Here is a 17,996-nt window from a genome sequence, read left to right on the forward strand (position 1 = left end):
AGTGGACCCTGGAGCAGGACCGGTCAGCGGCCCCCGGCGGGGCTGCCGCGGTGGGCGACGTGGACGATCGCCGTGGACGCGGCAATCCGGTCGAGCCCGTAGACGGCCACGACGCAGAACAGGACCCAGGCGCCGAGGATGACCAGTCCGCTTTCGAGTCCGTCGTTGTGGAAGTACGCCAGGCCGTTGAGGGCCCGCACTCCGACCCCCGCGGGCATCACCGACGCCAGTGGCTGGAGCCAGTGCGGCAGGAACGACGGCGGCAGCACACCCCCGCTGGTGGCGTTGCCCATGACCAGCATGAAGATCGACCCCAGCGGTACGCCGAGCGCTCCGAAGATCCGGATGAGCAGCACCGTACCGGCCGCCACGGCCCCGGACATCAGGGTGACGACCGCGGCCACTCCCAGCAGGGGACCGGGGATGGCGTCGAACACGGCGCCCGCGATGACGGCGGTCGCGATGCCGCCGAGCACGGCGAACAGCGCCAGGCTGCCCATGCGCTGGCCGAAGGAGAGACGGGGCGCGATCTGGTACGTCATCTGGCCGAACAGAAAGCCCGCGAGGACGAGACCGAACGAGGCGTAGAAGATCGACAGGCCGCGGATGTCCCCCTTGGACAGCGGCAGGATGTCCTGGACCTCCACCCGCTGCCCCTCGGTCTGCACGGTGTGTCCCAGCGGTGCGACGAGCGCCTGGACCGCCAGCCCGTTGGCACCGGCGTACAGCAGGCGGGGCTGTCTGTCGATGCCCAGGTAGGCGGCGTAGACCTCGCGGTGTTCGATCGCCGAGCGCGCGGACGCCTCGTCCCGGTACCGCTCGACCTGGAAGGCGTCCGGCGACGTGCGCTGCAGCGTCACGTCGAAGAGCGCCGCGTCGCGGTCGCTCGCCACCACGGCGATCGGGAGCCGGTGGGCCTCGGCCGTGTGGAAGGCCGCGAGGAAGACGCTGACGAACACCAGACCCACCGTCAGCACCGTGATCACCGGTCTGAGCACCGCCGCCGTTCCGGTCAGGCCGGGTCTGCTGGGCGCCGCGTCGGTCTTCGGGGCCTCCCGGATCCGGTGGTGCCCACCGGTCTGCTCGGCGGGGGCGCCGGCGTGAGGGTCGAGGTGAGGGGTGGAAAGTGGCGGGTGCACGGAATTCCTTCGCAGAGTGTTCCACGGTCCGGCAGCGCACAGCACGGCCAGGACAGCTCGTCCCAGCATCGTTCGGCCGGCCGTCGCCGACATCGCTGATCTGTGCGATCCGGGGGAGTGGCGGTTCTTCGGGAGCGGCGGCTCTTTCACCCGGGGTGATTCGCCAGACGCCATCGCTCGACGACGGCCGCCGCGTCTGGGTGGGGCGAGCGGCGTTTCGAGAACTTCAACGGCACCCCGCCGCTGGCCATCCGCACCCTCACCATGAAGCGCGCGGAGGCGGCCCAGCGCTAGCCGGCCCGGGGCGCGACGGGGCCTCGTTCTGCTCGGCCCGTGGGGGCGGAGCGGGGCCCGCGTACCCAGCGCTCGCGCGGGACCGCGCCGTACGGATGAGCCGCTCAGGCGCCGCGGGGTTTCGGCGGGGCCGGCTCAGGGCGGCGATGGACACTGGGCAAATGCGTGTCGAACTGGATCCGGAGGCCATGGGCAGTGCGGCCTTCTACAGGTTTCTGACGTCGGTCGTCGTTCCCCGCCCCATCGCCTGGGTATCCACCGTCACACCCGACGGAGCCACCGAGAACCTGGCCCCGCACTCCTTCTTCAGCATCGCCAGCACCGACCCGCCGATCGTCCAGTTCACCTCCATCGGACGCAAGGATTCGCTGCGCAACGTGGAGCAAACGGGGGAGTTCGTCGTCAATTTCTCCTCGGAGTCCCTGCTGGACGCGATCAACGCGACGGCCACCGACTTCCCCCGCACCGTGAGCGAATTCGACGTCGCGGGGATCCCGCGCGAGCCCAGCCGCCGGGTCCGCCCGGCCAGGGTGGCCGCGTCCCCCGTCATCCTGGAGTGCCGCTCCCACACCACCCTGCGCATGGGCAACTCCACCCTGATCTTCGGGCGGGTGCTGCAGGCGGCGGTGAACCCGGAGTACGTCGTCGACGACCGGCCCAACTCCGAGCGGCTCCGTCCCCTCACCAAACTCGGCGGCGACGAGTGGGGCACGCTCGGCCGCATCATCCACCTGAACCGCATTCCCTATGAGGAGCCCCGACCGGAGCCCTCGCCCTGAAACGCCGCTGTGCCGCCCTACCCCACGATGCCGGGGCGCCGGTATCGCATGAATGGGCGATGTCGAAGGAACCGTCGCCCGTCCAGGCTGGGCCGTGGGGGCGACGTACTCCGCCCCGCCCCTGGAGGAGCGGCGTTGATGAATCGGGAGAAGGCCGAACGCGCCCTGCGCCTCGTCGTCCGGGCCGACGACCCGGTGACCCTGGAGGGCGCCGTCGCACGGCTCGCCGGCAGCCCGGAGGTGGACGTCCTGCCCGCGCACCGCTGCGAGGAGGCGGACGCCGTGCTGGTCTTCCCCGGTGAGGTGACCGAGGAGACGGCCGGCTGGATCGAGCGCGCGGTGGCGCGCTCGCCCCACGAGGCGAGGCCCGTCGTCCTGGTGGTCGACCGGATCAGCGACGTACCACTGCGGAAGGCAGCGCTGACCTGAGTCTTCACCGTGGTGCGCGACACGTACAGCTCCGCGGCGATCTCCCGCAGCGTCGGGGGCCCGCACAACGCCCGGAGCCGGCCGCGTCGGACGGCCGACCCCATGAGGCGGAGGCGCGGTTTCACACGACCCTCCAGCCCGCGCTCTGCGCGGGTGCGCTGGGCGACGCGGAACGGCTGCGGCGCAAGCCGGCCCAGCCGGGCCCGCGGCGCGACCCCGGACGCGAACCGACCCGGAGGCCGAGCAGGGCTGGCAGAGCCTGACCAGGTCCGAGCTGCGCGTCGTCCAGTTGGTGACCGAGGGCCTCTCCAACCGCGCCGTGGCGGACCAGCTGTTCCTCTCCCCGCACACCGTCAACTCGCACGTGCGGCACGTCTTCGCCAAGCCGGGTGTGAGCACACGTGTCGAACTGACCCGCCTCGCCTCCACACGGAAGTCCGGCGGCGACACCTGGTCGACACCGGGCTCGTGACGGCCGAGGAGCCGGAGCCCTGGTCTCCGTGACACGCCGGCCAGGGTGGTGGCGGCGCGAGGTGGCGGCCGAGCTGCTTCTCGCAGCGGGTCGCGATGCCGCGCACTGATCCGGCCGGACACGTGACCGCCGCGACGCCGCCGGGCCGTCTCACCCGGGTGGGCCCGCCTCGGAGGCATCCGGCGTGGGCAGGCACTCCACATGCCTGTGATCTTCTTCGACGTCGGGGCGACTCTGGCGGACGCCCGTGTGGAACCCGACGGCTCCCTGATGCTGCGCCCCCGACCGCGCGTCATGGCCGTGCTCGACGCCCTCCGCGACGTGCCCACCGGCATCATCTCCGACCCCGGACCGGGCGCCGGCGCCGCCTCTCGTGCCGCGACCGCGCTGCATGCGGCGTTCCCGGGCCGGTTCACGGACGAGACGCTGGTGCACTGGGGGACGAAGGACGGCCGGGACATCTTCGACCGGGCGGTCGCCGGCGCGGGGCAGGCCACGGCCGGCGACTGCGTCTTCGTGGGCGAGGACGCCCGGGAGCGCGCGTTCGCCCGCGAGGCGGGGATGCGCACGGCGGCCGACCCGGTGTTCGCGCGCGCCGCGACGGAGAACCGTCCCGTGCACCGGGCGTGGGTCGAACTTCCGGAGGACCGGGACCTGTCCGAGCTGACCACCGCCGTGAACGACACGGAAGCCGTTGTCGTGCGCGGCGTCCCCGGACGGCGCGTGCTCGCGATGGCGACCACGCGCGGCGCCGAAGCGCTCGAACGCGCGGGCTTCCCGGTGGAGCTGCAAGAACAGGTGGACGGCGAGCCGGTGGACGACGCCGAACGCCGGGCGTCCGACAAGTTCATCAGTGATCTGCTCGCGCGGGGCGAGGCGGTGTACGAGGGCGAGCAGCCGACGCCGCGTACCACGCACATCGTCAGACGCGAGGACGACGGACGGCTCACCGTCCGCCGTCTCCGCTTCCGTTGACCCGGGCGGTCACTCAGTCGAAGCACCGCCGGGTCAGGGCGAGCCCCTCACCGGTCGAGCTCCGGGTGATCTCATGGGTCTTCAGCCGCGAGGGGCTGTCGTCGACGAACGCCGCGGCGGTCCGGTGCTCCTCGGGCACGTGGACGCGGCCCCGCCGCAGCAGGTCCTCCAGGTACGACGTGGCGACCTGCTCGGGATCGGCGGGACGCACCGAGCCGCCTGCGGGGTCGGAGCTCGCGATGCCGAAGCGTCGTTCCTGCGCGGGGGCGGCCAGGGTGAGGGGCTGGGTGATGCCGTACATCGCCCCGTGGACCGTGACGGCGGTCAGGCCCTCCTCCTCGCTGCCGCCCGGCGTCGCCTCCGCCATACCGGCGCCCCGGCGGGCCACCTCCGGCTCGGTGATGGTCGTGGCGGCCTCCAGGGAGAGGATGCCGTGACGGATGAACGCCGAGCGCAGGCACGAGCCGTATCGGCCGCCGTAGCGGCGCTGGTCCGCGGCGATCATGTGACCGGCGACCTGCGCGTAGTACGCGGACACCACGGGCGCGGCCACGACGGCGTCCACCAGCAGCTGTCCCGCGATCTCGGCCGCTGCCGCCAGGCCGGCCTGGTCCTGCACGTCCTGCTGGCGGAAGATGCCGGCGACGGCCTTCAGGAACGCGCCGCTGAACACCCGGGAGAACGAGTGCGGCTCGCTGGACAGCGTGTTCGCGGGCCCGCTGGGCGGCAGGTGGACCGGGTCGCGGTAGAAGAAGCTGTTCGACATGTTGCGCAGGCAGTCCGGGTCGACCGCGTTCGGGTGGCCCTGCCGGATCGCGGCGCCCAGTTGCTCGGCCATCCGCGACACCCGCGAGGACAGTTCCAGGTCGCTCTGCGTCTCGGCCAGTACCGCGATCCGCAGCGGCTCCAGCCGGAGGGAGGTCAGCAGTGCGCTGATGTCCCCGAAGGCTTCGTGCAGGGCGGCCGTCTCCGCGCTCGCGGCGTTGAACAGCTGGGGGCGCAGGGCGTCGAGGACCGCGTGCCCCGTCTCGTGCGCGACGATCTCGGGACTCTCGCAGGCGGCGACGGTGACGCCTGCCACCGTGCTGCGGAAGAACCACAGGCCCTTGCGGTCGTAGTAGGCGTTGAGGTCGACTCCCGCGTTGAGGTGCGCGGTGAGGGCGCGGCCGACCGTCGGGTGCCACTGGGTTCCGGTGGGAACCAGGGGGCCCCAGGTCTGGCCGGCCCTGCTGAGGGCGTCGGCCGCCACCCAGTAGCGGAACGCCTCGGTGCCCGGTCCGGCTCCGTCCGGCTGTGGCGCGGGGTCCGCGATGGCCGTTGGGAACGGCTGCGTGTCGAGTTGGGGAACGGGATGCGGTACGGGCATGTTGACCCGGGGAGGAAAGCCCGGGTCGTCCTCGTACACCAGAACTGTCGGGATCGTCGCTGGCTGTTGCTGCACCGTCATGGTGGCTCCCTGAGCGGGGGGAGGTTGCAGATGATGGAAGTTGACGGGGAAACTTGTGCCAAGAGCCCGTCGTGTTCAGTACGAGCCCGCGCCAGCCCGGCGTCAATTCGAACAGGGCGGGTAAACCTCCTCCGATCGGGGGACCGTGACGGCCGAAAAGGCGGTCGCGCACGGCCCACGGCCGGTGCGCACGGCCGCAGGACCGGGCGAATGACGTGACGGCCGGACGGGTGACGATGCGAGCGCGAACCGCGCACGGCCACCGGTCGATCGAGCGCTCTGACCCACTCCACGGCAGCAGCGGGTACGCCCGGCCGACGCCGATCACCGAACCGGTGGGGGAGGGGCAGGTGCAGCCGGGGGGTGCGGCGCGGATCCGGGGTCGCTCAGGAAGCTCGCGGACGCGGAGCCCGATGCCTTCAGCGGTTCGTCAGCTACCTCGGCGATCCAGGTCAACAGCACCCCAGAAGTGCCCTGGCACGCCTCGGCATCCGCCGGTGTGCGCGCAGGTCGGCCAGGTGGGGCAGGCCGGGCAGGACCAGCCCGGCTTTCGTCACCGCGACCACGATCGCGGACGCAGGGTGCGCCCGCGCAGTCGGCGGCGCATGCGGGCCCGGGCCCTGGCCAGGGACATCAGGGCCTCGGAGGCCGCCGGGGTGGGCTCCACGTCGTCCGTCAGGGACACTTCCACGCCCCCGCTGTACAGCGATGAAAGGTTGTAGAGGAAGGTGGCCAGCGTCGCCAGGCCCGTCCCCAGGACGACTTCCACGGTGACGACGCCGATCGCGATGGCCAGGACGGTGCCGAACGTCGGCAGGACGTCCGGTGCCATGGCCTCCATCATGATCCAGAGGACGACCGTGGTGGCGAGCGCGAGGATGCCGACCCCCGCGAGGAGCGCGAAGCTCGTCACCATCACCGACCAGGGGTCTCCCTCGGATATGCGCATCCGGATCGTCCGTGGCCCCGGGGCGCCGGCCTTGCCGGACACCGCCGGACGGCTCTCGGTACGGCCTCCCGTGCCCCGTCCGGCCGGAGCGGGTGACGTCGATGTGGGCGCGACCCGGTCGGCAACGCCGGAGCCCTCCGTCGGAACCGACCGATCCGCGGGGTGGGGAGGTGCGGGGGACCCGTTTTCGGGGGAACTTCGCCTGGCTCGACTCATGCCTGTCTCCCTGACTGGCCCGGCAGCCTCGCAGCGCCCTCCCGCATCGAACGGGCCTCCGTCGACCGCCCGGCGGCCTCTGGGGCCTGCTGGTCCGTGCATCCGACCGTATGGGCGACGGGGCGCCCCCGCACCCAGACCAGGTCCCCGAGAAAGGAGCCGAGAACGGGCCGCGACGGCACGGGAGCCGCCCCACGGCGGGCCGGACCGCAGCGGCCGAGCCACACCGGACCGCATCCGGGTGACTCCGCCGAATGGGTGTACGCGTGTGTCGGCCGACCGACGGGCGGCATGCCCCGAAGGACTGAATCTTGACGGCGCGGTGACGGTCGGTGCCTCGCTGTCCCGGCCGTCGTCCGGACCCGCCCCGGCCGGCCGGGCAGGTACCGACGCGCGCAGCCGCCAGTCGCCCCCCGTTCGGCCCGCCGGCCGGAGGCCCCGGCCGATGAGCGCCCGGCAGCCATCGCGGCGAGATGCCGTCCGGTCCGGCGCGGTGAAGCCGGTGGCCGGTGCCGAGTCCGCCCCCACCGATACGGCGGCGCGGGCCCGCCGGTCAGGCGCCTCGGTCGGCTTCCCGGGCCGCGCTTTCCAGCCGGCTCCGATAGGACTCCCACCACGCCGAGTCACCGGACGCCATGCTCTCCTTGCCCTGGTTCAACCCCACCGCACCGTCCAGGAGTTCGCGGACGATGTCCGCGTGCCCGGCGTGCCGGTGCGTGTCGGCGATCACCCGCACCACCGCGTGGAGCAACGTCAGTTCGTCCTTGCCGTCGGGCCACCACGGCACCCTGCCGACCGTGTCCAGCGCCAGCGCGTCCACCGTCGCGTCGGCGTGCCGCCACGCCCGGCGGTACAACTCCACGACGAACTCCCGTGACTCGTCGGCGGTGGCCCACATGTCCGCGTTGGCCTCGGCCCCTTCGTCGAGCCAGGGCAGCCGCTCGCCGGACGGCCGCCCGAAGGTGTCGCCGAGGTAGCCCAACTCCACGCCGGCCGCGTGCTTCACGAGGCCGAGGAGGTTGGTGCCGGTCGGCGTCAGCGGGCGGCGGATGTCGTACTCCGAGAGCCCTTCGAGTTTCCACAGCAGGACATCGCGGGCGGACTGGAGAGAGACGTGGAGGTCGGCCTTGGGATCAGGTGAGGTCATGCGGCCAGTCTGCCGCTCGCGTGATCTTCGCACACCGCGTTTTCACCGCTCCCCGCTGCCGGTCTCCGACGGCTGGGCGTCCGGGCGGGTGCCGCGGGTGGCGCCCGCCGACGCGGCCACCACGCACAGCACCGCGACCCACTGCGACCAGTGCAGCGACTCGTGCAGTACGACGAGGCCGATGACGGCCGCCATCGCCGGTTCGAGGCTCATCAGGATGCCGAACACACGCGCGGGGATCCTGCGCAGTGCTTCCAGGTCCAGCGAGTACGGGACCACGGATGACAACAGTGCCACGCCGAGCCCCGCGACCAGGACCCACGGCCGCATCAGCGCCGTACCGCTGTCGGCCACACCGAACGGCACGGCCACCAGTGCCGCGACGGCCATGCCCAGAGCCAGACCGCTGCCCTCCGTGGTGTGGCGGCCCAGTGCCGCGCCGGCCAGGATGTACAGCCCCCAGCACGTTCCCGCGGCGAGGGCGAACAGAAAGCCGACGAGGTCGAGGTCGCCGCGCCCCTCCATCAGCAGGACCACACCGCCTGCCGCCAGCAGGGCCCAGAACGCGTCCAGCCACCGCCGCGACCCGGCCAGGGCCACCACCAGTGGTCCGAGGAACTCGGTGGTCACCGCGATCCCCAGCGGGATCCGGGCCAGGGAGAGGTAGAAACACAGGTTCATCAGGCCGAGGACCACGCCGTAGCCGACCACGACCGACCAGGCGCGGCGAGGCATACGCAGCGACGGCCGCCACACCACTCCCAGCACCGCCGCCGCGAAGAACAGTCGCAGCGCGACGGTCCCGAAGCTGCCCACCGCGCCGAACAGGTGCTTGGCCAGCGCCGAGCCCACCTGCACGCTGACGATGCCGAGCAGGACGAGCGCCGTCGGCGGGACCGCGCCGAAGCCACGTCCGGCCGGCGCGGTCAGGGAGAACCGGGCGGACGGGCCGGGTTCAGCCGTGTCGACGTTCCTGGTGGCCACCCGGGGATTATTGACGGCCGGGCGCGACGCGTCACACGGATTTTCCCGGCCACACCGAACACCCCTCCAGGCCGTGTCCACAAGGTGGGATTGTCGCGTGACACTCGGCTTGCCGTCCCGCTATGGGGTCATCGGCGGATCCGTGCGGGCATCGTAGGCGGCGCGGGCATCGTCGATCCGGGCGAGGTGCGCGACGCTCCATTGGAGCAGGGGCGCGGTGGCCTCGCGCAGGGTGATGCCCATCTCGGTGAGTTCATAGCTGACATGTGGCGGCATCACGTCGTGGACGGTGCGGGTCAGGATTCCGTCGCGCTCCAGGCTGCGCAGCGTCACGGTGAGCATGCGCTGGCTGATCCCGTCGATGGCCCTTTTGAGCTCGGTGAAACGGCGCGGTCCGTCCTTGAGATTGCGCACCACCAGCAGCGACCACTTGTCTCCGACGATGTCGAGCACCACCCGGGTCCGGCATGCATCGCTGGGCCGCGCCGCCGACTGCGGATCGCCCTGTGCCGCGTCCATGGTTACCTCCAGAGAACCGGGTCACCGAAAAGTGCCTTATTGCCTGCGGCGCGTCGTGTGCACCAGCATGCCCTTGGTACTCAAACAGTACCGAGGCACGAAAGGTAACTGCCAGAGCCGCGAACCAGCGGCATGCGCGTGACCGCGCTCTTCTGCTCCTGCGAAGGAAGATTCGATGTCCACATTTCTACTGGTACACGGTGCTTGGCACAGCGGACGGTGCTGGGAGCGGGTGGTACCGCTGTTGGAGGCCGCCGGGCACCGGGTGTTCGCGCCGTCCCTGACCGGCTTTGGCGACAAGGCACACCTGCTCGGTCCGCAGGTGGGTCTCGATACGCACGTCGACGACGTGGTCGGACTGATCACCGAGGAGGACCTCAGGGACGTCGTACTCGTCGGCCACAGCTACGCAGGGCTGGTGATCTCCGCCGCGGCGAACCGGATTCCCGAACGTATCGCGCACCTGGTCTACCTCGACGCGATGGTCCCGGAGGACGGCGAGTCCGCAGTCGACGTCCACCCCATGACACGGCAACTGATCGAACTCGCTGAGAAGTCCGAGAGCGGCTGGCGCGTCCCGCCGATGCCCGAGCAGCCCGCGCCCTTCGGCCTGTTCGGCGTCACCGACCCGGCCGACGTCGCCTGGCTGCGCGGGATGCTCTCGGACCAGCCGGTGCGCTGTCTGCAGCAGCCGGTGCGACTGGACAACCCGGCCGCTGACGCGATCCCGCGCACGCACATTCACAATGTCGGCGCCATGCCCGCGGGCGTCACCCGTCGTCCCGTCCCCTCGATCCAGCCCAACGGCACCGCCGCGCAGGTCTGGGAGCTGCCGACCGGCCACGACAGCATGATCACCATGCCGAGCGAACTCAGCGAACTGCTTCTGAAACTCTCCTAGCGGTAGGACTCGGCGGTCTTGTCGTAGCGGGTTGCGATGCCGCGTCACTGCTCGAGGCGGTTGACGCAGCGTTCGACCACGGTGCGCTGCCTGTAGAGCTGCTTGTTGAAGGCCGGCGGGCGTCCGCCCCGGCTGCCGCGCCGGAGCCGGTTGCGGATCTGGTCGGCCCGATCGGGGATTCCGGGCTCCGGCGGCATGCTGGTGGGCACGTACGACGGCGGAGTCGACCGACACCAGCCAGTCGATCTCCCCCGCCGCGTCCGCCCGGGCCTGGGCGGCCTGGAGCATCCGCTGGAAGGTGCCGTCACGGGCAGCAACGGACGGAGTAACTCCCGCTCCGCATCGGACGGTTCATGGTGACGTATCACCCGACCACGATCCACCGCTCAAGATCGATTGAAGACACGACCTAGGCGGACGCCTTCGTGTAGGTGAGGACGAGACTGCCGTTGTCGAACACGCGACTGCCGGTGAGGTCGAAGGCGTGCGGCGAGAACTCGGCGCGGAACAGGGGAATCCCGGATCCGGCCACGACCGGGTACTGCTTGACGATCAACTCGTCGATCTCGGGGAGGAGTTGCCCGGCCAGGTCGGCACCGCCGCACAGCCAGATGCCCAGGCCCTGCTCCTGCTTGAGCCGGCGGACCAGCGCGATCGGGTCCTCGGTGGTGACCTCGACGGACGGATCGGGGCTGACGCCCAGGGAGCGGGAGAAGACGATCTGTCGCAGATGGGCGTACGGGCTGGTGAGACCCGCGGCCAGCCCCGGGCCGTAGGCACTGCGGCCCATCAGCACGGTGTCGAAGCGCACGTTGGGAGCGTCCGCCACGCCGAAGGCCGCGCGCGCCGGAGTGGGCAGGGTCTCCGGGAAGTCGGCGGCGAGGTGCGGGAGGTAGTCCTCGGTGAGGTACGGGGAGAAGAAGTCGAAGTCACCGTCGGGGGCGGCGATGAAACCGTCGATGGTGCCGGCGACGAAGTAGGTGAGCTTGCGCATACGTGTCCTTGCGGATCGAGTGACGTGTGCCGGGTGACGTATGTCGAGTGCCGCACGTCGGGTGAGGCCTCTCGTCGACGACAACACGCGCACTTCGCGCATCCCCCGTCCCCCGGATCGCGGCCGGGGTTCCGGCCGCGGTCGACGATTCTGCGGCACTCCCCGGGCCTTGCCGCAAGCCCCCCGGTCCGTTGTACGTTGATCGATAAGGGGAGTTGAGCACGCACCCCCCTCCCTGCTCGCCCCGGCGGCGGTACGCGCCGACGACGCTCACCGCGTCCCGATGTCGTACGTGGTGCCGTCGGCGACGGCCCGGAGTTTGTCCGGGCTGGCCACGTTGTGCAGGGCGGTGATGCGGCCGTCGGCGTCGAAGTCGAAGGTGACGGTGGCGATGACGCGTCCCGGTGCCCTGAACACGAGGCCCGGCCCGCCGTTGATCCCGGCCAGTTCGGCACTCATGTCGGCCGGCTCCACGCCCTGGTAGGTGACGGTGCCGATGGCCGCGAACCAGGCGGCCACCGTGGCCGCGCCGACGACGGGGCGCAGGGCCTGGCGCACCTTGCCGCCGCCGTCGGTCCACAGGGTGACGTCCGGGGACAGCAGTTCCATCAGGGCGTTGACGTCGCCGCCGGCCGCGGCGGCGAGGAACCGCTCGGTCGCCGCCCGCTGCCGCGACCGGTCGGCGGCGAAGCGCGGTCGCCGTGCCCGTACATGCGCGCGGGCCCGGTGCGCGGCCTGCCGCACCGCGGTTTCCGAACGCTCCACGGCCTCCGCGATCTCGGCGTGGCTGAAGCCGAAGACCTCCTTCAGCACGAACACCGCGCGTTCCAGCGGGCTCAGCGTCTCCAGCACCACCAGCATGGCCATGGACACCGACTCGGCGTCCGTGACGGCCTCGCTCGTGTCCTCGCCGGTGAGGATGGGCTCCGGCAGCCACGGCCCCACGTAGGTCTCCCGCCGGTGCCGGGTGGAACGCAGCCGCTCCAGTGCCTCGTTGGTGACGATCCGCGTCAAGTACGCCTTGGGGTCGGCCACTTCCGAGCGGTCCCCGGCGGACCACTTGAGCCAGGCGTCCTGGACCGCGTCCTCGGCGTCGGCCGCGGAGCCCAGGAGGCGGTAGGCCACCGAGAACAGCAGCCGCCGGTGCGCGTGGAAGACCTCGTGGCCCGGGTGGGCCGACCGGGCCGGCAGATCGGTCACCGGGCCTCCCGGACCCGGGTGAAGCGGCCCCCGCGGGGCCAGAACGCGCCCGAGGCGGGCATCTTCTTCATACGGCCGTAGGACGGCCACGGGGAAGCGGTCACCGTCTCCTTGTACCTGACGGCCAGACGCCCGGTCAGGCAGATCCGGCGCGGACTGTCGTCGGGACGGGTGAACTGCACCACCGCGTCGCTCCGCCCCAGGCTCACCGGCGTGTGGTAGTAGCCGAAGCGGAACGGCTTGGGCTGCTTCCCTCTGAGGACACGCTCGATCGACAGCGCGGCGTGCACCCCGGTCGGCATGCCGCTCTGACAGGTGCCGTGCATGAGGCCGTAGCCCTGGCGGATCGAGGCCGCGTCGCCGACCGCGAACACCTGGGGATGCGACACCGACCGCAGCGCCGCGTCGGTGACGACGCGTCCGCGCTCGTCGACGGCCAGTCCGGCGGCGGACGCCAGCGGCGACACGCGCGTGCCGCTGGTCCACAGCACCACGTCGGCGGCGACGCTCTCCCCGCCTGCCAGCTCCACCGCGTCCGGCAGCACCTTCACCATCTCCGCCCCGGCGCGCACCTGGACGCCGAGCCGGTCGAGCGCGGCGCGCAGGTACGCGCCGGCCCTCGGGCTCATCGCCGCGCCGGGCTCGGTCCGCCCCAGCAGGACGACGTCCAGCTCCGGGTGCCGTTCGGCGATCTCGCCGGCCGACTCGACGCCGGTGAGCCCGCTGCCGGCGACCACCACCGTGCCGCTGCCGAGCCGTGCCAGCCGGCGGGCCAGCGACTCGGCGTCCTGGGCACTGTTCAGCGTGTACGCGTGGTCCTCGGCACCCGGCACCGCCGAGGTGTCGGCGACCCCGCCGAGCCCGTACACCAGCGTGTCGTAGTGCAGCACCCGGTCGTCGTCGATACGCACGGTCCGGGCGTCCGCGTCCACCGCCGTGACCCAGCCGCGCACGAACCGCGCGCCCGTGCCGCGCAGCAGGTCCGGGACGCTGAGCTCGGCGAGCCGCTGCCCGGTCGCGGTCATGTGCAGCCGCATCCGCTCGGTGAACCGCTCCTGCGCGTCGACCACGGTCACCTGCACGCCGTCGCGCCTCCCGACCCGGGCCGCGAGCTGGACCGCCGCGGCCGTCCCCGCGTATCCCGCCCCCAGCACCACCACACGGTGCCCGTTCTCCCGTCGCACACCCATCGCGTCCTCCTCGACTCGCTGACCGACGCCCACCAGATGGGAGCAGGCGATCCGAACGTGACACGGGTCGAGTGTGATCCCCGCCATAGCGTTCCTCCGGCCGCGCGAACGCGGTGGCGTGACCGGGCGGTGGTGTGACCGGGCGGTGGCATGGCCGGGCGGTGGCCATGGCCGGAGGCGGAGGTTCCGCAGTCCGAACCCGCCGGAGGAGTCGAGCGTCGGGGCCACGGCGTCGTCCGGGGTGAGCCCACCCGCGCCGGCCGGGACGTTCAGGCGCGCGCCCCGCTTGTGACCCACCTGCCAGAAATCGCCCCGCTGATCGCCGACTTCCTCGACCGCACCTGGCGGTGACCTGTTCCGCTCCGAGACGGTCAGAACGTCCAGCGGGTGTGCGAGTACACCCCGTCGTTCCGGCCGAAGCCGTACGCCGTGGCCGGGGTCAGCGCGAACACGACCGCGTCCCCTCTGCGGAACGCGTCCCCGATGCCGTGGAAGGGGCCCTCGGGCGAGGTGATGTGCGGCCCGTACTTCGCCTCGTACGCGGTGATCACCTCTTCCAGGACAGCCCGGTCGGTGACGGGCTCCGCCGTGCCCTCGACGACCAGGTCGAGCCCTTGGGTGAGGGAGTTCCCCCCGGTGGTCAGCGCGCAGTGCGCGTCATGGGCGAGGTTCCTTGCCTTCTGCTCGCCGGGGCCGGTGGCGAAGTACACAACTCCCTCGTGCCACGTGGCGATGACGGGCGTGACGTGCAGCCGGCCGTCGGGCCGCACCGTGGAGACCCAGAAGATCTCGGCGGCCTCCAGCTGCCGCAGGGCCTCGGCCCACTCGGTGGCGGTGACGTCCGCGGCACCCGGGCGGGGATTGGTCGCGGAGCTGTAGCGGGCGTCGAGCTCGGCCGTGGGGTGAGTCGCGGAGCCTTGTGCGGCCATGGCGGATCTCCCTTTCTCTCCCCGAGACACCCGACAGGGACCTGGGGGAAACCTGAGTGGGTGGAGGGCCTGAAGAGCCTCCGCCGACATCATCGCCCCCGGCCGCCTGGCTCACATCCCGTGCCAGGCACGTGCGCGACCCACGAGCCCGGACCGGTGATGGATCCAGTCTGGCCCGGCGACGGATCCGGGCCGGACCGGTGATGGATCCGGTCCGGCCCGGTCACGGATCCCGCCGCGCCCCCGGCAGCCCGTCGATCATCAGGCGGATGGTGAAGTCGAAGCGGTCCTGGACGGTCCCGGCGGTCAGCTCGGCGGCGTAACGCCTGGTTAGGGGAAAGGTGTCGGGCAGGGCCGCGAATCGGCGCAGGAGTTCGTCGCGACCGACCACCCAGGTGTCGTCACTGCGGCTGAGGCGCCTGTTCGCCAGGGAGACCTCCAGGCTGTAGGCGTTGACGTAGAGCTGGAGGGAGTCGATCGCCCAGGCCGCGACCTGCGGGTCGATGCCCCCGGCGAGGAGGATGGCGAGCATCCCCTCGCTGACGCGCAGCGTGTCCAGATGGGACGGGGCGGCGGCGAAGGCCGCCTGGGAGATCCCCGGGTACCGCAGGTACTGGTCGCGCAGCTGGGTGCAGACGTCGGTGATCTGCTGCCTCCAGAGGGCGGGGTCCGGCTCGGGCAGGTCGATCTGGGCGCACAGACGGCCGATGAGCAGCTCGTCCAGGTCCTCCTTGTTGACCACGTGGGCGTAGAGCGACGACGGTCCCGTCTCCAGTGCGGTGGCCACCCGCCGCATCGTGAGGGCCTCGTAGCCCTCCCTCTCCACGATGTCGAACGCGGTGCTGATGATGGCCTCGACCGTGATCGGCTTCTTGCGCCCGCCGGACCGCCCGCGCCGGGCCGCGGGTGTGTTCGGGTCGGTGCCGAGCTGGTGCCGTGCTGCGCGCCGCTGCTGCGGAGTCGGTGACATACGGCGCAGTCTAGCCAACGGGCGAACGCCGTTCTGGGCGCCGACGAACATTGTTCTGCATAACAAGAACGGTGTTCGCGTTGTTCAGAACGATGCTCGCCTTGTAGAACACTGTTCGTGTCCATCAATCAGCACGCACTCCAAGCGCCCACCGTCCCCGCACCACCGCCGCGCACCGCCTGGCTCGTCCTGGCCGTCGTGGTGCTGGCCGACCTCATGGATCTGATCGACTCCAGCATCGCCAACCTCGCCGGCCCGTCCATCCGCGCCGACCTCGGCGGCGGCCAAGTGACGGTGCAGTGGGTGCTGAGCGCCTACACGGCGGCCTTCGCGCTCGGCCTGGTCACCTCAGGACGGCTCGGTGACCTGCTCGGACGCCGTCGCCTGTTCCTGCTCGGCATGACGGGCTTCACCCTGGCCTCGCTGGCGTGCGGTCTCGCCCCCGACCCCGTCTTCCTGATCGTCGCCCGCACGGTGCAGGGGTTGTGCGGGTCGGTCATGATCCCGCAGGGCCTGGCCCTCGTGAAGGTCGTGTTCCCGCCCCAGCACCTGCGCAAGGCGCTGACCCCCGTCGGCCCCCTGATGGGCCTGACCACGGTGGGCGGCCCCATCCTGGCCGGCTGGCTGCTCCACCTCGACCTGTTCGGCAGCCAGTGGCGCTCCATCTTCCTGATCAACGTCCCGTTCGGCGTCATCGCCGCCGTACTCGGACGGCGCGTCCTGCCCCGCCGCGGCGGGGAGGACCCGGCCGCCCGCCTCGACCTCACCGGCATCGGCCTGCTCACCGCCGCCTCAGCCCTGCTCATCGTCCCGCTCATCCAGGGACGCGACCTGGGCTGGCCCGTGTGGACCTACGTCATGATGGCCGCCGCGGTCGTCCTGCTCGCCCTGTTCGTCGTCTCCCAACGGCACAGCCCCCACCCGGTCATCGCGCCGTCGCTGTTCCGCAAGCGCAGCTTCGTCGTCGGCCTGGTGATCGTGGCCGGGTTCTACGCGTCACTGAGCGCGTTCGTCCTCGTCATCAACCTGCTGCTGCAACAGGGCCTGCGCTGGACGCCGTTGCACACCGGCCTCACGCTGATCCCCTGGGCCCTCGGCACCGCCGTCGCCGTCCTGCTCTCGGGCGCCGTCCTCGCCGAGAGGCTGGGGCGCGCCGGCCTGCGCGTGGGGCTGGCCGGCGCGGTCCTCGGCCTGCTCGGCCTGTGGTGGTCCCTCGCCCACTGGGGCACCGGCATCACCGTCTGGAAGCTCGCGCCCGCGCTGCTGCTCACGGGATTCGGCTCCGGGCTGGTGTTCGTCCCGCTGGTCGACTTCATCATCGGCGACGCCACCGCCGAGGAGGTCGGCACCGGCGCGGGCCTGCTCAACGCCGTCCAGCAGTTCGCCGGCGCCCTCGGCGTCGCCGCCCTCGGCACGGTGTTCCTCGCCCGGGTCGGTCACCCGTCCGTCCCTTCCCACCTCGCCGCCGCGGAACTGGTCTTCGCCATCGCCGCGGGCCTCAACGCCCTGACGCTCCTGCTGGTGGGCCTGCTGCCCAGGCATGCCCAGCAGGCGCACGGTTAGAACACGGGCACTGCTGTCCCTGCGCGAACAGGGGCGTCAAGGGGTGCGCACCAGGTTCGGCTTCGCCCCAGGTTTGTCAGACCACCTCGGTACGGTCGGTGCATGAGAGCTACGGCAACTTTCACCGTCACAGCGTTCGTCCCGACTGAGTTGAAGCCCGAGCCTGCCGTGTCCACGGGGCTGCCGGTGGGTGTCGCGACGATGGAGAAACACTTCGAGGGAGAGGTCGTGGGGCGCTCGGCGACCCTCTTCACCGCCGCGTTCGACCAGTCGACCGGCGTCGGTACCTATGTGGCCATGGAGTCGTTCGAAGGCTCGCTGAGCGACCGGGAGGGATCCTTCAACTTCGTGCACTCGGCGACGACATCGGGCAGCGACCGCACAGCGGAGTTCTTCACCATCGTGCCTTCGAGCGGCACCGGCGAGCTGGCCGGGATCTCCGGGACCGGAGGGATGACCGTTGATACCGACGGCACGCATCGGGTCTGGTTCGACTACCAGCTCGGCTGAAGAGCGGGTCTTGTCGGCCTCGAACGATGACCCGAAGGTGTCCGCGGCGGCGGGAACGTCGATGTGCCGCGGTGGATGGGGGACAGGACGGCGACGAAGGGGCCGTGCCGGTGGGGCCGGTGGGCCGGGCCGGTGGGCCGCACCCATCAGTAGCCCTGGCACGTGTTGTCGCTCAAACGGCTCACACGTTTGCCTCCGGCCTCGGCGCGCCCGGATGCAGTGCCAGGACGCCCGCGGGCCGGCCGAGCCATGAGCGAGGCCGGGCGGCATGGGCCCCTCCGGCTCCGGGGCGGACAGCCGCAGGGCGCGGCGCGGGTAGCCGAGCCGGCCCCAGGCGCGCACCGCCTCACCGGGCGCCTCCTTCGCCAGGTCGGCCGGACGCGGCCAGC

Annotated in this window: 18 protein-coding genes and 2 pseudogenes; 7 read left to right on the forward strand and 13 right to left on the reverse strand. The window is 71.7% G+C overall.

The genetic code is table 11. The features are described 5' to 3' along the window. Positions 1–23: 23 nt before the first annotated feature. A complete protein-coding gene (locus ABZV94_RS14405; RefSeq protein ID WP_356340576.1) occupies positions 24–1,139 on the reverse strand; it encodes an ABC transporter permease in 1,116 nt (371 codons plus the stop codon). Between the two features lie 455 nt (positions 1,140–1,594). Here ABZV94_RS14405 and ABZV94_RS14410 point away from each other — a divergent pair, with 455 nt between their 5' ends. The 4 genes from ABZV94_RS14410 (at position 1,595) to ABZV94_RS14425 (ending at position 4,088) form a co-directional block, all read left to right on the forward strand. After that, complete coding sequence (locus ABZV94_RS14410) at positions 1,595–2,212, forward strand: flavin reductase family protein (RefSeq protein ID WP_356340577.1); 618 nt, start codon at positions 1,595–1,597, stop codon at positions 2,210–2,212. A 138-nt stretch (positions 2,213–2,350) separates the two neighbouring features. Beyond that, on the forward strand, positions 2,351–2,641 hold the full coding sequence (locus tag ABZV94_RS14415) for a hypothetical protein (RefSeq protein WP_356340578.1): 291 nt from the start codon (positions 2,351–2,353) through the stop codon (positions 2,639–2,641). Positions 2,642–2,900: 259 nt separating this feature from the next. Then, positions 2,901–3,113, forward strand: a complete 213-nt coding sequence (locus ABZV94_RS14420) for a helix-turn-helix transcriptional regulator (RefSeq protein WP_356340595.1) — start codon at positions 2,901–2,903, stop codon at positions 3,111–3,113. A gap of 201 nt (positions 3,114–3,314) precedes the next feature. Continuing rightward, complete coding sequence (locus ABZV94_RS14425) at positions 3,315–4,088, forward strand: HAD family hydrolase (protein WP_356340579.1); 774 nt, start codon at positions 3,315–3,317, stop codon at positions 4,086–4,088. A gap of 13 nt (positions 4,089–4,101) precedes the next feature. On the opposite strand, the gene ABZV94_RS14430 is transcribed toward ABZV94_RS14425, so the two are convergent. The 5 genes from ABZV94_RS14430 to ABZV94_RS14450 all read right to left on the reverse strand — a co-directional run bounded on the left by ABZV94_RS14430 (position 4,102) and on the right by ABZV94_RS14450 (position 9,350). Continuing rightward, on the reverse strand, positions 4,102–5,535 hold the full coding sequence (locus ABZV94_RS14430; RefSeq protein WP_356340580.1) for a hypothetical protein: 1,434 nt from the start codon (positions 5,533–5,535) through the stop codon (positions 4,102–4,104). Positions 5,536–6,088: 553 nt separating this feature from the next. After that, entirely contained in the window at positions 6,089–6,484 is a 396-nt protein-coding gene (locus tag ABZV94_RS14435) for a DUF3566 domain-containing protein (protein WP_356340581.1), read from the reverse strand. 769 nt (positions 6,485–7,253) lie between these two features. Next, positions 7,254–7,847: a DinB family protein gene (locus tag ABZV94_RS14440; RefSeq protein ID WP_356340582.1), complete on the reverse strand. Its 594-nt coding sequence runs from the start codon at positions 7,845–7,847 to the stop codon at positions 7,254–7,256. 42 nt (positions 7,848–7,889) lie between these two features. After that, on the reverse strand, positions 7,890–8,831 hold the full coding sequence (locus ABZV94_RS14445) for a DMT family transporter (RefSeq protein WP_356340583.1): 942 nt from the start codon (positions 8,829–8,831) through the stop codon (positions 7,890–7,892). A 120-nt stretch (positions 8,832–8,951) separates the two neighbouring features. After that, positions 8,952–9,350, reverse strand: coding sequence for a helix-turn-helix domain-containing protein (locus ABZV94_RS14450; protein WP_356340584.1), 399 nt, complete (start codon positions 9,348–9,350; stop codon positions 8,952–8,954). Between the two features lie 175 nt (positions 9,351–9,525). Here ABZV94_RS14450 and ABZV94_RS14455 point away from each other — a divergent pair, with 175 nt between their 5' ends. Further along, positions 9,526–10,251 carry an alpha/beta fold hydrolase gene (locus tag ABZV94_RS14455; RefSeq protein WP_356340585.1) on the forward strand — a complete coding sequence of 242 codons (726 nt, stop codon included), beginning with the start codon at positions 9,526–9,528 and terminating at the stop codon, positions 10,249–10,251. Positions 10,252–10,298: 47 nt separating this feature from the next. On the opposite strand, the pseudogene ABZV94_RS14460 reads toward ABZV94_RS14455, so the two are convergent. From ABZV94_RS14460 to ABZV94_RS14485, 6 genes and pseudogenes are all read right to left on the reverse strand, one after another. Beyond that, a pseudogene (locus tag ABZV94_RS14460) lies at positions 10,299–10,557 on the reverse strand (hypothetical protein); the annotation flags it as partial. Positions 10,558–10,660: 103 nt separating this feature from the next. After that, a complete protein-coding gene (locus ABZV94_RS14465) occupies positions 10,661–11,245 on the reverse strand; it encodes a dihydrofolate reductase family protein (protein WP_356340586.1) in 585 nt (194 codons plus the stop codon). Between the two features lie 270 nt (positions 11,246–11,515). Further along, positions 11,516–12,445 carry an RNA polymerase sigma-70 factor gene (locus tag ABZV94_RS14470; protein WP_356340587.1) on the reverse strand — a complete coding sequence of 310 codons (930 nt, stop codon included), beginning with the start codon at positions 12,443–12,445 and terminating at the stop codon, positions 11,516–11,518. Further along, a complete protein-coding gene (locus tag ABZV94_RS14475; RefSeq protein ID WP_356340588.1) occupies positions 12,442–13,635 on the reverse strand; it encodes an FAD-dependent oxidoreductase in 1,194 nt (397 codons plus the stop codon). Before ABZV94_RS14475 ends, ABZV94_RS14470 begins: the two co-directional genes overlap by 4 nt. Before the next feature lie 371 nt (positions 13,636–14,006). Continuing rightward, on the reverse strand, positions 14,007–14,564 hold the full coding sequence (locus ABZV94_RS14480; protein WP_356340589.1) for a pyridoxamine 5'-phosphate oxidase family protein: 558 nt from the start codon (positions 14,562–14,564) through the stop codon (positions 14,007–14,009). 223 nt (positions 14,565–14,787) lie between these two features. Then, a complete protein-coding gene (locus ABZV94_RS14485; protein WP_356340590.1) occupies positions 14,788–15,534 on the reverse strand; it encodes a TetR/AcrR family transcriptional regulator in 747 nt (248 codons plus the stop codon). A 117-nt stretch (positions 15,535–15,651) separates the two neighbouring features. Here ABZV94_RS14485 and ABZV94_RS14490 point away from each other — a divergent pair, with 117 nt between their 5' ends. Both ABZV94_RS14490 and ABZV94_RS14495 read left to right on the forward strand, forming a co-directional pair. Then, complete coding sequence (locus ABZV94_RS14490; protein WP_356340591.1) at positions 15,652–17,097, forward strand: MFS transporter; 1,446 nt, start codon at positions 15,652–15,654, stop codon at positions 17,095–17,097. Between the two features lie 102 nt (positions 17,098–17,199). Then, positions 17,200–17,607, forward strand: coding sequence for a DUF3224 domain-containing protein (locus ABZV94_RS14495; protein WP_356340592.1), 408 nt, complete (start codon positions 17,200–17,202; stop codon positions 17,605–17,607). Positions 17,608–17,901: 294 nt separating this feature from the next. Here the strand turns inward: ABZV94_RS14495 and ABZV94_RS14500 are convergent. Next, positions 17,902–17,996 (reverse strand): annotated as a pseudogene (locus ABZV94_RS14500) (A/G-specific adenine glycosylase); the annotation flags it as partial.

Origin of the sequence: Streptomyces sp. NPDC004658 (assembly GCF_040609555.1) — a bacterium.
In the GTDB taxonomy this organism is placed as follows: domain Bacteria; phylum Actinomycetota; class Actinomycetes; order Streptomycetales; family Streptomycetaceae; genus Streptomyces.

Bases quoted from the DNA above. Each gene is read 5' to 3' on its own strand.
- ABZV94_RS14410 (WP_356340577.1), top strand. From the start codon at position 1,595: ATGCGTGTCGAACTGGATCCGGAGGCCATGGGCAGTGCGGCCTTCTAC.
- ABZV94_RS14430 (WP_356340580.1), bottom strand. From the start codon at position 5,535: ATGACGGTGCAGCAACAGCCAGCGACGATCCCGACAGTTCTGGTGTAC.
- ABZV94_RS14485 (WP_356340590.1), bottom strand. From the start codon at position 15,534: ATGTCACCGACTCCGCAGCAGCGGCGCGCAGCACGGCACCAGCTCGGC.
- ABZV94_RS14495 (WP_356340592.1), top strand. From the start codon at position 17,200: ATGAGAGCTACGGCAACTTTCACCGTCACAGCGTTCGTCCCGACTGAG.
- ABZV94_RS14440 (WP_356340582.1), bottom strand. From the start codon at position 7,847: ATGACCTCACCTGATCCCAAGGCCGACCTCCACGTCTCTCTCCAGTCC.
- ABZV94_RS14475 (WP_356340588.1), bottom strand. From the start codon at position 13,635: ATGGGTGTGCGACGGGAGAACGGGCACCGTGTGGTGGTGCTGGGGGCG.
- ABZV94_RS14435 (WP_356340581.1), bottom strand. From the start codon at position 6,484: ATGCGCATATCCGAGGGAGACCCCTGGTCGGTGATGGTGACGAGCTTC.
- ABZV94_RS14450 (WP_356340584.1), bottom strand. From the start codon at position 9,350: ATGGACGCGGCACAGGGCGATCCGCAGTCGGCGGCGCGGCCCAGCGAT.
- ABZV94_RS14455 (WP_356340585.1), top strand. From the start codon at position 9,526: ATGTCCACATTTCTACTGGTACACGGTGCTTGGCACAGCGGACGGTGC.
- ABZV94_RS14425 (WP_356340579.1), top strand. From the start codon at position 3,315: ATGCCTGTGATCTTCTTCGACGTCGGGGCGACTCTGGCGGACGCCCGT.
- ABZV94_RS14465 (WP_356340586.1), bottom strand. From the start codon at position 11,245: ATGCGCAAGCTCACCTACTTCGTCGCCGGCACCATCGACGGTTTCATC.
- ABZV94_RS14415 (WP_356340578.1), top strand. From the start codon at position 2,351: ATGAATCGGGAGAAGGCCGAACGCGCCCTGCGCCTCGTCGTCCGGGCC.
- ABZV94_RS14480 (WP_356340589.1), bottom strand. From the start codon at position 14,564: ATGGCCGCACAAGGCTCCGCGACTCACCCCACGGCCGAGCTCGACGCC.